The sequence below is a fragment of the Stenotrophomonas sp. YJH_SMC_4 genome (assembly GCF_059371575.1).
In genome coordinates this window covers 126,179-139,382 of record NZ_JCAFUR010000001.1, presented here as the reverse complement: position 1 = coordinate 139,382, position 13,204 = coordinate 126,179, and the positions used below count along the sequence as shown (strand labels likewise).

Genomic DNA, 13,204 nt, shown 5'->3' with positions numbered 1-13,204 from the left:
CCATCGTCCCGTGCGGCCATCGGCCCGTGGCAGAATCGGGCGATCCGCCGTTACCCGTGTTGCCGATGTCGACGATCACTGCTGCCGCGCCGCCCGTGAATTCCCCCCGTCGTGTCCTGCTGGCCAGCCTGATCGGCACCACCATCGAATTCTTCGATTTCTACATCTACGCCACGGCCGCGGTGCTGGTGTTCCCGCACCTGTTCTTTCCGGACAGCAGTGAGCAGGCGGCCCTGCTGCAGTCACTGGCGACCTTCGCGGTGGCGTTCATCGCGCGTCCGGTCGGCTCGGCGGTGTTCGGCCATTTCGGCGACCGCATCGGCCGCAAGGCCACCCTGGTCGCCGCGCTGCTGACCATGGGCCTGTCCACGGTGCTGATCGGCCTGCTGCCGACCCACGCGCAGATCGGGCTGTGGGCGCCGGCGCTGCTGGCGCTGTGCCGCTTCGGCCAGGGCCTGGGGCTGGGCGGCGAGTGGGGTGGGGCGGTGCTGCTGGCCACCGAGAATGCGCCGCCGGGCAAGCGCGCCTGGTACGGCATGTTCCCGCAGCTGGGCGCACCGCTCGGCTTCCTGCTGTCGGCCGGCATCTTCCTCGTGCTCGGCCGCTGCCTGAGCCAGAACGACTTCCTGCAGTGGGGCTGGCGCATTCCGTTCGTGGCCAGCGCGCTGCTGGTCGGCCTCGGCCTGTGGGTGCGCCTGAACATCCACGAGACGCCGGACTTCAAGAAGGCGCTGGAGCGCAAGGCGCCGGTGCGGTTGCCGATGTGGACGGTACTGCGTGACCACCCGGTACCGATGCTGCTCGGCACGCTGGGTGCGTTCGCCACCTTCGTGCTGTTCTACCTGATGACGGTGTTCAGTCTCGGCCATGGCACCGCGGTGCTGGGCTACAGCCGCGAGCAGTTCCTGCTGATGCAGATGGCCGGCATGCTGTTCTTCGCGCTGGGCATCCCGCTGTCGGCGCGCTATGGCGACCGTTGGGGCACGCGGCGCACGATGATTGTTGCCAGCGTACTGATCGTCGGCTTCGGCGTACTGTTCGCACCGTTGTTCCAGCCGCACAGCCCGTGGCTGGTCACCGCCTTCCTGTGCCTGGGCCTGTTCCTGATGGGGCTGACCTACGGCCCCTGCGGTACCTTCCTGGCCGAGATCTACCCGGTGGAGGTGCGCTACACAGGTGCCTCGCTGTCCTTCAATCTGGCCGGCATCCTCGGTGCGGCACCGGCGCCGTACCTGGCCACCTGGCTGGCCGAACGCTTCGGCCTGGTCGCGGTCGGCTACTACCTGTGCCTGACTGCGGTGGCCACCCTGTGCGCGCTGGTGGCACTGCACCGGCGCGCGCTGCGGCTCAACCAAAGAAGCGCTTGAGCGTGCGACCCAGCCAGCCGCCGCCCTGGTGTTCGCGGGCGAACTGGTTCAGGTGCGCCTTGACCTGTTCGGCATAGGCCTGGTCGTCGCCGCGGATGTGGTTGAACAGCCAGCGCGAGAGCATGGTGCGCAGCTCGTCACTGATGTCCTCGCCGGCCTGGAAGCGCATGCGGTACTCCGAGACACGCTTGATGAAGACCTCATGCACGCGTTTGTGCGCGGCACAGAACGGGTAGCCCGCTTCCTCCATCAGCTCTTCCTCGAACGCGAAGTGCGACATGGTGTAGTCCACCACCTCGTCGATCACTTCACCCACTGCGGCACGCTGCATGCTGGCCTGGGCCACGTGCAGGTGGTTGAGCATTTCGATGATGCGGCGGTGTTGTTGGTCGATCACATCGATGCCGATGTTCAGATCATCCTGCCAGACCAGTAGTGCCATCCCCGGCTCCCCTTCATGCGTATGTCGGGGCCGACTGTAGAGCCGCCCGGCGCGGGCGGCGTTGATCTGGATCAAAGCGTACCGGTCAGGGCAGCGCCGGCTCGCGTGGGCGCAGCGGGCTGGCGACCGTGGTGCAGCTGACCCGGTTGCGGCCACCGGCCTTGGCCAGGTACAGCTGGCGGTCGGCTTCGGAGATCAGCCGGTGCAGTGCATCGCGCTGCGGGCGCAGGCAGCACAGCCCGATGCTGACCGTCATGCGCAGCGTGGCGGTGCCGATGTCCACCTCCAGCGCGGCGATGCGCTGGCGCAGCTCCTCGAAGTACAGCAGCGCCTCGTCCTGCTCCATGTCCGGCACCAGCAGGCAGAATTCCTCGCCGCCGAAGCGCGCGATCAGGTCGTGGCTGCGTGCATGCGTGGCCACCGCGCCGGCCACCGCGCGCAGCGCATCGTCGCCGGCTTCGTGGCCATGGGTGTCATTGATGTGCTTGAAGTGGTCGATGTCGATCATCGCCACCGCCACGCACTGGCCGTGCAGCTGCAGCTGCGGCAGCTGGCGCTGGCTCTGCTCCAGGAAGCAGCGGCGGTTGGGCAGGCCGGTGAGGAAATCGCGGGTGGCCAGGTCCTGCAGGGTGCCGATCAGCTCCAGCTGGTCCACATTCTGCGAGACCCGGCAGAAGAATTCCTCGCGCGAGAACGGCTTGCGCAGGAAATCGTTGGCGCCGTTCTTCAGGAAGCGCGGAATCAACGATGCATCGGTATTGCCGGAGATGCCGATCACCGCCACCTTGTCGCGCGAGCGCAGGGTGCGCAGGCGGCGGGTGAACTCCACGCCCTGCATGCCCGGCATTTCCTGGTCGACCACGGCGAGGCGGATCGCCGGATGCGCCTCGATCGCGGCCAGGCCTTCGTTGCCATCGGCCGCTTCGTGCACCTCATGGCCGTACATGCGCAGCAAGGCTGCGGCGTAACCGCGCGCGGACGGTGAGTCGTCCACCACCAGCGCGGCGATGCGCCGGTTGCGCTCCAGCCGCTGCACCAGCCACACCAGGTAATCGATGCTGCCGGGAGTGTTCTTCAGCACGTAGTCGATGATCTGCTGCTGCAGCACGCGCTTGCGCAGGTCCTCGTCGTAGACGCCGCTGACCACCACGGTGGGCAGGTCGCGCTTGAGGAAGAACTCGACCACCGCGTCGCGGTCGCCATCGGCCAGGACCAGCCCGGTCAGTACCAGGAACCAGCCGCCACCTTCGCTCAGCAGGCGGTCGGCCTCGGCCAGGGTGGAGGCGATCACCACCGGCAGTTCCAGGCGCTGCTCGATGGCCTCGCGCAGCATGCCGGTGAAGGCGCGGGAGTTTTCGACCAGCAGGATCCGCTGCGGCAGCGGATCGGCCAGGTCGCCATCGACGGCGGCCTGCGGCAGGACGGGCATGATGCGGTGGCTCACGAGGGAGGGGCTCGGCACGGATAACGGCGGTTTCGGGTGTAACTTTAGCGGCGAACGTTGCGCGCCGGGCCAGATTCCGCGTCAGGCCGCCGCTGGCGACGCGTGGGTGATCGGTTCATGCAGGACCAGCCGCAGCCGATTGCCGCGGCAGTGGACCGTTCCGCCGTAGGCAAGCATCCGTCCGGCCAGGCGCTCGACGGCCTGTTGGGTGGTACGCGTGGAAAGCGGGCAACCACGGTCGAGCAGGCTCACCACGGCAACAATGCCGCGATGCTTGCCTGCCCGACCGCTTCGGGCGCGCACGCAGACCTGCCCGGTTTCCAGTTCCAGCAGAAGTGAAACCGCCTCGATCAGCGAGCGATAGATGGCCAGTTGCAGATCCACGGTCAGCAGGCAGGGATTGCCCGCCAGCCTGGGTGGAATGACGCGATGCGTGTTGTTCCAGATTTCGCATGCACCGCCGGCTTGCAGCGCGATGTAGAGCCCGACCTGCTCCAGTCCGGTGGGATAGACCAGGCTGGCCTGTTCGCGAAACAGCCGTGAATGTACCGACGACGCGTGCTGCAGGCTGTTTGCGACCGCATGGTGGCCTTGGGACTTCAGCCAGCTGACCATCTCGCTGAGCGAATTGTCCATGCCCTCGCCCAGGTGCTTCAGGTGGACGGCCCGTTCACGCAGCTCACGCTCGCTGGTCTGAAGTGAGCCGCGTGCCAGGCGCAGCGTGGTTGCCTCGGCCAGGCCGCGGGACCGGGCGCGCTGATGGTGATAGCTGATGCTGGAACCGAGTGCCAGCAGTGCGACACTCATCACCGCCATGTTCTGTTGGGTGGCGAACGTGCCCAGGTCGAACGAGGAAGGCAGGCCAGTGCTGGGCGTTGCGCCGTGCAGGGGGAGGTTCAACAACGGAATCGCGATGGCTGCGCCGCGCCACCCGTGCATGAAGGTCAGGGCGATGGCGGGCAGGGCGGCCAGCAGCACCATGTGTGTCCGCGTCGTGTGGGCGTCGGCGCGTGTCAATTGCATGCACAGGCCCAGCACCAGCATCACCAGGATCGCCGAGGCGGTAGGGGCGACGAAACGGTCTGTCCAACCGGGGTCGGCCTGCCGCCGCGACCAGAGGAATGCCAACGGCACCAGGGTGATGATGGCGGCGAAGTGGCCAAAGATGGTCCGGTCGACCGCGTCCAGCAGGTTGCTGGGTGGTGGGTTCGACCATAGGACATATGAAATGCCCAGGTTGAGACCCGGCACGAACAACGCTGTGCAGAACGACAGCGACAGCAGCCACAGACCGGTGGCTGCTTCGGACGGCATTCTCATCCGATGCAGGTAGACCACCAGCATCGCCATCGGCATCAGCAGCGTCGAAGCCAGGATGACCCAATCCAGGCCGTAGGTGTCGATCATGGGGATGCGCAGCGTTGCAAAGTACGCGTACTCGCCCAGCAGCAGGTAGGGCCACAGGCGGGTCGGGACGATCAGCAGTGCCGCTGCGCGGATGCCCGCCGGCAGGAAGAACTGATCCAGCGAAAACTGACGCGAGCCGAGGCAGCTCAGCGCATAGACGGCCGCGAGTGCGATGCCGGCTGGCCGGATACGGAAGCTCAGTTCAACTGCCTTCTTGAATCGGTCCAAACCCGAGCCTCCCTTGCTCGTGACATGGCAGCGGCCGTGCGGGTTGCTTGAACGCGCCATGACGCGCCATTGGATGACAGTATCGATGGAAGCAGGGGGGCGCAATTGCACGCCGGCGCCAGATCCTGACGGGGTGGGTTCGGCGCCGACCAAAGATCACTTTCGCGCAATGATCTGCAGCTCCTTTCACCGGGATAGTCAGATCGCGGCCCGGGGGGCGCCAGCGTCCATGGAGCGTGTGCTTTCCCTCAAGGCTTCAGTAGCGCCTGCCTGGCGGGGAGCGTCCCGTGCTTCGGTCAACACCATCCTGAGCCTGTTGCCACTCAGGTCCATGTGGCCAGCGTGTGCGAGCACTCGGCCCAGCAGCTGCTCGTTTGCCAGCGCCTTTGCACGGCTTCCCAGTGATGCGTGGCGGTCCAGAAGAGCCACGCAGATGAAGGCACCACGCTTCCGGATGGAGCTTCCGCAGCGGATACTGACCGAGATCTGTCCACACTCGCACTTCAATAGAAGCGAGACCGCATCGACCACGAGTCGATAGGCAGCAAGCTGCAGGCCGACCCCGAGTGCGCAGGGGTCACCCTTCAACCTCGGCTGGCCGATGCGATGCGTAGCATTCCATGCCTCGCGCACCCCGCCAGCCTGCAACGCCACGTACAGGCCCAGCTGTTCCAGGGCGGCGGGATAGATCATGCTGGCCTGGGCCCGGAACAGGCGCGAATGCACCTCCGAGGTATGCCGCAGGCTGTCGGCCACGGCGTGATGACCCTGCGCATGCAGCCAGTTCACCATTTCGTTCAGCGACAGGTCCATGCCATCGCCCAGCTGGCGCAGATGGGCCGCGCGCTCACGCAGGTCCATCTCGCTGGCCAGGTGTGAATTCCGCGCAAGCTGCAGGGCCGCTCTACCATCTTCCTCGCGCAGCCGGTGCTGGTTCTGGAAGTGGGTGATGCGCGCACCCAGCAACAGCAGGGCGATGCTGGCGATGGCCATGGCCTGCTGGGTAGCGAAGGTAGCCGGGTCGAATGCGGTCGGATGGTCGGCGGGGGTGCTGAGGCCAAGAATCATGTTGACGGCGGCGACACCGATGGCCGCACCGCGCCATCCCAGCAGGCAGGTCAGGGCGATCGCGGGAATAGGCAGGATCAACAGCAGCTGCAGCGAGCCGGGGGCCGTGATCGAGGCCGGTACCGGCGTCGCCTGCAGGCCAATGACCAGCATGGCGCCGAGTGCTGCGACCGTGGCCGCGACAGACCCGGTTGTCCATTTTTCCTCGGCGCGGCGGATCCACAGCAATGCCAGGGGTGCCAGGATCAGGATGCCGGTGAAGTCTCCCAGCGCATAGCGCAATACGTTGGTGATGAATGACGCGTTCTGCAACGGCTCCCAGAGCAGGTACGAGATTCCCAGGTTGAGCAGACTGATGACCGTCGCGGCGCATACCGCAATGGAGATCACGCCGACGATCGTGGTGCGTGCCAGCAGTTTCCGGTGCAGGCGCACGATCAGCATCACGGCAGGCATCAGGAACACCGAGGCCAGGATTACCCAGGTCAGGTTGTATTTGCTGATCAGGGGGATGCGCAGATGCGCGAAGTAGGCGTATTCACCCATCAGCAGGTAGGGCCAAAGACGGGGCGGACACAGCAACAGCGCGGCCACCCGCACGCCGGCAGGCAGGAAGAACTGGTCCAGTGACAGCTTGCGCGCACTCCAGCAGGCGAGGGCATAGAGCAGCGCCAGCGCCAGCCCTTCGGGGCTGACCCGTATCCTCACCAGCAGGCCGTCTTTCCACCACTGCATCCACGTGCTCCCCAGCTCCTGCGCCGATTATGTGGCTGGGAAGGGCCCCGCTACCACAACGCATCCCGCAGCTTGTACCACGACATCGCCGCCACCAGCAGGGGCGTGCGCAGCAGCCGGCCGCCGGGGAAGGGCGCATGCCGCAGGCGCTGGAACACGTCCAGACGCTCGCTCTGGCCGGCGATGGCGGCGGCGATCACCTCGCCGGCCAGTCCGGCGGCGGCCACCCCATGGCCGGAGAATCCCTGCGCGAAGTACAGGTTGCCGTCCAGCCGGCCCCAGTGCGGGGCGCGGTTGCGTGTGATGTCCACGTAGCCACCCCAGACCTGGTCCAGCACCACGTCGGCCAGCTGCGGGAAGACGTCGTGCATGCGTCGCTGCATCACCCCGCGCAGGCCGGGCGGGGGCAGTGCCGAGTAGCTGGCGCGGCCGCCGAACAGCAGGCGGTGGTCGTGGCTGAGGCGGAAGTAGTCCAGTGCCCAGGCGGTGTCGGCCACGGCCATGTTGTTGCCGATCAGGGCGCGGGCACGTTCTGCGCCCAGTGGCTCACTGGCACCGATATAGGTACCGACCGGCATGATCCGCCGCTCCAGCTCGGGCAGCAGGCCCTGCAGCCAGGCATTGCCGGCCACCACCAGATGCATGGCGCGTACGCTGCCCTGGGCAGTGTGCAGGCTCGGCCGTGGCCCGCGCTGGATGCGCACGACGGGCGAATCCTCGTGGATGACCACACCTGCCGCGCGCGCTGCATCGGCCAGACCGCGTGCATACGCCAGCGGGTGCAGGTGTGCGCTGAGCGGGTCGAACATCGCGGCGCGGTAGCGCGGGCTGTCCAGCTGCGCGCGCAGAGCGTCACGGCCCCACCACTGCATGGGGTAGTCGTAGTGGCGTTGCAGGTGCTCGCAGTTGGCGTGCAGGTCACGCTCGTGGCGTTCACGGATGGCCACGCTGGCGTGGCCTTCAACCCAATGGCAGTCGATGCGGTGGCGATCGATGCGCGTGCGCATCGCCTGCACCGCGTCGCGCGACCAGTCGAACAGGTGGCGTGCATCATCACGACCCAGCTGACGCTCCAGTTCGTCCACCTCGCAGCCGTAGCCGACCAGCGCCTGGCCACCATTGCGGCCGGACGCGCCCCAACCGATCCGCTGCGCCTCCAGCACCACCACGCGCTGGCCACGTGAGGCCAGTTCCAGGGCCGCGGTCAGGCCGGTGTAGCCCGCACCAAGCACGGCGACATCGGCCTGAACCTCGCCCTGCAGCGGGGGCAGCACGGGTGGTTCGGGCAGGCTGGCGGCATACCAGCTGGGCGGGAACGCGGCACTCACCGCAGGCCTCGCGGGCGCAGTGCGGTGGAGGAGAGCGGGGGAGGACGATCAGCATTCACCCGAGTAGTTTCGCCGATGCGTGACAGCCATGGTGTGACGGCGACGACTTGCCGCCTTCGCCGGACGGCGGGTAACGTGTCGGCACGCCAAGGAGTTTTCCCATGCGCCGCCTGCCCTGGGTGGGCCTGCCCACCGACAGCACCGTGCTCGGCCATCACCGTTTCGCGGTGGCCGGCGAGAAGTACGTGCGCGCGCTGGCCGAAGCCGCCGAGGTGACCCCGGTACTGTTGCCGAGCGTGCAGCCGCCGCTGCCGGCCGGCGACTGGCTGCAGGGGCTCGATGGCCTGCTGTTGACCGGTGCGGTCAGCAACATCGAACCGCAGCATTACGACGGCGGTCGCAGCTGGCCGGGCAATCCGCATGACCCGGCCCGTGACGCCAACGCGTTCGCGCTGCTGCACGAGGCGCTGGCGCTGGACCTGCCGGTGCTGGCGATCTGCCGCGGCCTGCAGGAGCTGAACGTTGCGCTGGGTGGCACGTTGCATCCGCAGGTGCACGCGGCGCCCGGTCTTTCGGATCATCGTGAAGACCCGAAGGCGCCGGTTGATGTGCAGTACGGGCCGGCCCATGCGGTCGCCCTGGCGGCGGATGGCTGGCTGGCGCAGTGGCAAGGCGGTGACCGCGCACAGGTCAATTCGGTTCACGGGCAGGGCATCGACCGACTGGCACACGGGCTGCAGGTCGAGGCCGTGGCCGATGATGGACTGGTCGAGGCAGCGCGCAGCCCACACCATCGTTTCGTGCTCGGCGTACAGTGGCACCCGGAGTGGCGTGTCATGGACTCGCCGTTCTATCACGCTATTTTCCGTGCGTTCGGCCAAGCTTGCCGGCAGCACCAACAGAACCGACTGGATTCCCGATGAGTTCCCGAACGCGCCCGCGCAAGACGGCTACGCCCCCCGCACCGCAGGAAAGCAGCCTGCTGCGCTGGCTGAAGGAGCGGCGCATCACCGAGGTCGAATGCCTGGTGCCGGACATCACCGGCAACGCGCGCGGCAAGATCATTCCCGCCGACAAGTTCTCGCATGATTACGGTACGCGGCTGCCCGAAGGCATTTTCGCCACCACCGTCACCGGCGAGTTCCCTGATGACTACTACGAGCTGACCTCGCCGTCGGACTCGGACATGATGCTGCGTCCCGATCCGGACACGGTGCGCATGGTGCCGTGGGCGGCCGACGCCACCGCGCAGGTCATCCACGACTGTTACACCAAGAACGGTGAGCCGCACGAGCTGGCGCCACGCAACGTACTGCGCCGCGTGCTGGCGGCCTACGCCGAGCTGGGCCTGCGCCCGGTGGTGGCGCCGGAGCTTGAGTTCTTCCTGGTGCAGAAGAACACCGACCCGGACTTCCCGCTGCTGCCACCGGCCGGCCGCTCCGGGCGCCCGGAAACTGCGCGGCAGTCGTACTCGATCGATGCGGTCAACGAATTCGACCCGATCCTCGACCTGATGTACGACTACGCCGATGCGATGAAGCTGGATGTGGACACGCTGATCCACGAATCCGGTGCGGCGCAGCTGGAGGTCAACTTCACCCATGCCGATGCGATGGACCTGGCCGACCAGGTGTTCCTGTTCAAGCGCACCATGCGCGAGGCGGCGATGCGCCACGGCGTGTATGCCACCTTCCTGGCCAAGCCGATGGAGAACGAGCCGGGCAGTGCCATGCACATCCACCAGAGCCTGGTGCGGGTGAGCGACGGCAGCAATGTGTTCGCTGGCGATACCGATGCCGAAGGCGAGTTCAGCCCGGTGTTCGGCCACTATCTGGGCGGCCTGCAGAAGTACGCGCCGCAGGCGATGGCGTTCTTCGCGCCGAACGTGAATTCCTACCGCCGGCTGGTGTTCGGCGAAGTCTCGCCGAGCAACGTGCACTGGGGCTTCGACAACCGCACCTGTGGCCTGCGCGTGCCGCTGGACACGCCGGAAAACATGCGCGTGGAGAGCCGCTTCGCCGGTTCCGACGCCAACCCTTACCTGGCGATGGCGGCGACCCTGGCCTGCGGCCTGCTGGGCATCCGCGAGCGGTTGGCACCGGATGCGCCGGTGACCGGCAGCGCCAAGGAACTGGGCTACAACCTGCCGCGCTCGCTGGGCGAAGCGCTGGATGGGCTGGAGCAGTGCAGCGAACTGCAGGCCCTGCTGGGCGAGCGCTTCTGCCGGGCCTACATCTCGGTGAAGCGCAAGGAATACGAGACCTTTTTCCGTGTCATCAGCTCGTGGGAGCGCGAGTTCCTGCTGCTGAACGTCTGAGCATCCGGAATAGAAAAATCCGCCGCCGGGGGGTAGGCTGGCACCCGTCGCCGGCACCGCCGGCCCCCCTTCCCGCATTCTGGAGCACCCGATGAAGCTGCGTATCCTCACGCTCGGCCTGGCCTCCGCCATGCTCGCCGCCTGTGGCGGTGGCAATGGCGGCGCGCAGGACAGCCAGGTCCTGAACGTCTACAACTACAGCGATTACATCGCCGAGGACACCATCCCGACCTTCGAGAAGGAGAGCGGCATCAAGGTGACCTACGATGTGTTCGACAGCGATGAGATGGTCGAGACCAAGCTGCTGGCCGGCAACAGCGGCTACGACGTGGTGGTGCCGACCCTGAACTTCTTCGGTCGCCAGATCCAGGCCGGTGTGTTCCTGCCGCTGGACAAGAGCAAGATCCCGAACCTGGCCAATCTCGATCCGGCGGTGATGAAGCGCATCGCCACCCAGGACCCGGGCAACCAGTACGGCGTGCCGTACATGATCGGCACCACCGGCATCGGCTACAACGTGGAGATGCTGAAGCAGCGTTTCGGTGGCAGCACCGACATCGCCAACAGCTGGGACCTGGTGTTCAAGCCGGAGAACATCAGCAAGATGAAGGACTGCGGCGTGACCATCCTGGACACGCCGGCCGACATGATCCCGATCGCGCTGCATTACCTGGGCCTGGACCCGCACAGCGGTGACCCGGCCGAGCTGCAGAAGGCGGCCGACCTGCTGAAGTCGATCCGACCGTACGTGCAGAATTTCCACTCCTCGCAGTACGTGGGTTCGCTGGCCAATGGCGGCACCTGCCTGGTGGTCGGCTGGTCGGGTGACATCATCCAGGCCCGCGACCGCGCCGAGGAAGCCAGCAATGGCGTGCACGTGGCCTATTCGATCCCGAAGGAAGGCGCCCCGCAGTGGTTCGACATGCTGGCGATCCCGAAGGACGCCAAGCATCCGGAGGCCGCTTACGCCTTCATCAATTACCTGCTGCAGCCGAAGGTTGCCGCGGCCAACACCAACTTCATCCACTACGCCAACCCGGTGCCGACCGCGACCCCACTGGTGGATGAGGCGATCCGTACCGACCCGACCATCTACCCGCCGGCCGACGTGGCCGCGAAGATGTTCACGTACTCGATCAACACGCCGGAAACCGACAAGCTCTACACCCGGCTGTGGACCGAGGTGAAGACCGGCCGTTGAGCCGGCCTGGTGCCGCCGGGTCATGCCCGGCGGCTGCCTTACCCTGGGTCGATGCCGGTACTCCCGCTTCGGCCCAGGTGCCGCAGGATGGCAGGCAGCAGGTCGCGTGCATCGCGACCGCCGTTGCACAGGAACGATGAACTCATCCGCTGCAGGTTGTGCATGCCGATGAAGAACAGCCCCGGTTGCGGTGAAACACCGAAGTCGCCGAGCGGGTAGCCATGTGCATCCAGCGCGCCCGGTACGTCGAGCCAGGGCCATTCGGCGACGAAGCCGGTGGCCAGCACCACCGAGCGGATGCCTTCCGCCTGCAGATCCAGTTCACGCGGGGCGGCGTCCGGCTCCCAGTGCAGATAGACCTCCTCCGGAATGTAGCGGGCATCGTCGGTGCGTGGCTCGGGACGCGTGGCGTAGTACGCGCTGGCCAGCGAATCAAGATAGGCGTACTCGGCCTGCGTGGCCTCGATCGCGGTACGCAGCTGCGGGCGCACATCGGCGAAGCGGGCGACGTTTCCATCGAAGCCCTGCAACCGGCCCAGCAGCCTGATGCCCGCGCGGTGCATCGCCAGCAGGCTGATCGAGCTGCCCAGGCCACCGTTTCCCTTGCCGGAAATAAGCGGGAACTCTGCGGTGCGGGCCTTGCGCAGTGCATCCGGTTCCCCGGCAAGTACGCCCGCCGCTTCACTCACATGTTGATGGATGCGCCCGGCCATGTCCCACCAGGTCATCGAGTCCTTGCCGCGCAGCCGGCGGGTATGCGAATGCCGCTGGGCCAGTGACCAGTGCACGCTGCGACCGCTGTCGCGCAGGTCCTGGGCGATCTGCGCGCCGGACTGCCCACCCCCGATGACCAGCACGGCGCCATCGGGCAGCTGGCGGGCACTGCGGTAGTCGCCCGAGTGCAGCACGGTCAGGCCTGGCGCGGGCGCGAACGGGACCCGGGGCATCCGTGCGCGGCGGTATTCACCGGTGGCGACCACCACTGCGCGGGCATGGATCAGCCCCTGGCTGCTGTGGATGGCGTAGCCACCGGGCCCAGGCCCAACCCGATGCACCCCGCATCCCTCGTTGATCGGCAGGGAACGCTCGTGGGCATAGTCGCGGAGGTGCCGGATCACCTCCGGGGCGCCCATGAAGCCTTCCGGGTCGTCACCCGCATAGGCATGGCCGTGCAGGGCCATCGTCGCGTTGGCGGTGTTGGTCTGGAACGACTCCCAGCGCCGCTGCCAGCTGGCGCCTACGGTTTCGGCCTCCAGCACGCGATGCTCGACGCCGGCTTCCTGCAGGAGCGCGCTGAGGGACAACCCGGCCTGGCCGGCGCCGATGATGACCAGCGGCAGCCTTGCAGGCAGGGAGCCGGGCAGGCGGGGCGGGAAAGGGGAGGGGCTGTCCGGGGAAATCACCAGTGTGGGTCCATGCAAGGCCTTGATCAGGGCCATTGCGCGGGGAATGCCCCGGGCCTTCAACAGATCCGGTTCTGAAAAACGTTGCAGATCGAGGCGTCGCCTGTGGTGTCTGGCCGGGACGGCCGCAGGGTCGTCCCGGGGAGCCCGGGCCTTTGCGCGGGCAGGCCACCATGGCGGGGGAAAACCGACACTCCTGGGGCCCCCGGAGCCGGCCAGCGGCCGCTTCCGCCTGCCGCCGTCATATCCCCTGGGCCCCCCGGC

At 67.1% G+C, this 13,204-nt stretch carries 10 protein-coding genes; 4 read left to right on the top strand and 6 right to left on the bottom strand.

Going from position 1 to position 13,204, the window contains the following annotated elements:
- Positions 1 to 74 precede the first annotated feature (74 nt).
- Positions 75 to 1,367 carry an MFS transporter gene (locus AC5P9F_RS00785; protein WP_174842179.1) on the top strand — a complete coding sequence of 431 codons (1,293 nt, stop codon included), beginning with the start codon at positions 75 to 77 and terminating at the stop codon, positions 1,365 to 1,367.
- Here AC5P9F_RS00785 and AC5P9F_RS00780 read toward each other — a convergent pair.
- The 5 genes from AC5P9F_RS00780 to AC5P9F_RS00760 form a co-directional block, all read right to left on the bottom strand.
- Complete coding sequence (locus tag AC5P9F_RS00780; protein ID WP_004151683.1) at positions 1,348 to 1,809, bottom strand: bacteriohemerythrin; 462 nt, start codon at positions 1,807 to 1,809, stop codon at positions 1,348 to 1,350. The genes AC5P9F_RS00785 and AC5P9F_RS00780 overlap by 20 nt on opposite strands.
- 85 nt (positions 1,810 to 1,894) lie before the next feature.
- A complete protein-coding gene (locus AC5P9F_RS00775) occupies positions 1,895 to 3,238 on the bottom strand; it encodes a diguanylate cyclase (protein ID WP_005408813.1) in 1,344 nt (447 codons plus the stop codon).
- 96 nt (positions 3,239 to 3,334) lie between these two features.
- Complete coding sequence (locus AC5P9F_RS00770; protein WP_043034387.1) at positions 3,335 to 4,888, bottom strand: MASE1 domain-containing protein; 1,554 nt, start codon at positions 4,886 to 4,888, stop codon at positions 3,335 to 3,337.
- A gap of 198 nt (positions 4,889 to 5,086) precedes the next feature.
- Positions 5,087 to 6,691, bottom strand: a complete 1,605-nt coding sequence (locus AC5P9F_RS00765; protein WP_005412787.1) for an MASE1 domain-containing protein — start codon at positions 6,689 to 6,691, stop codon at positions 5,087 to 5,089.
- A gap of 50 nt (positions 6,692 to 6,741) precedes the next feature.
- The gene (locus AC5P9F_RS00760; RefSeq protein ID WP_005412788.1) at positions 6,742 to 8,019 is read right to left on the bottom strand and encodes an NAD(P)/FAD-dependent oxidoreductase; all 1,278 of its coding nucleotides are present in this window, start codon (positions 8,017 to 8,019) and stop codon (positions 6,742 to 6,744) included.
- Positions 8,020 to 8,180: 161 nt separating this feature from the next.
- Between AC5P9F_RS00760 and AC5P9F_RS00755 the strand changes: the two genes are divergently transcribed.
- From AC5P9F_RS00755 to AC5P9F_RS00745, 3 genes are all read left to right on the top strand, one after another.
- Positions 8,181 to 8,942, top strand: a complete 762-nt coding sequence (locus AC5P9F_RS00755) for a gamma-glutamyl-gamma-aminobutyrate hydrolase family protein (RefSeq protein ID WP_005412789.1) — start codon at positions 8,181 to 8,183, stop codon at positions 8,940 to 8,942.
- Positions 8,939 to 10,336 (top strand): glutamine synthetase family protein, encoded by a 1,398-nt coding sequence (locus AC5P9F_RS00750; protein ID WP_005408818.1) that lies wholly within the window; start codon positions 8,939 to 8,941, stop codon positions 10,334 to 10,336. Before AC5P9F_RS00755 ends, AC5P9F_RS00750 begins: the two co-directional genes overlap by 4 nt.
- 91 nt (positions 10,337 to 10,427) lie before the next feature.
- Positions 10,428 to 11,537 carry a polyamine ABC transporter substrate-binding protein gene (locus tag AC5P9F_RS00745; protein WP_005408819.1) on the top strand — a complete coding sequence of 370 codons (1,110 nt, stop codon included), beginning with the start codon at positions 10,428 to 10,430 and terminating at the stop codon, positions 11,535 to 11,537.
- Between the two features lie 38 nt (positions 11,538 to 11,575).
- Here AC5P9F_RS00745 and AC5P9F_RS00740 read toward each other — a convergent pair whose 3' ends face one another.
- Entirely contained in the window at positions 11,576 to 12,976 is a 1,401-nt protein-coding gene (locus AC5P9F_RS00740; RefSeq protein ID WP_005412790.1) for a flavin-containing monooxygenase, read from the bottom strand.
- Positions 12,977 to 13,204: the final 228 nt, after the last annotated feature.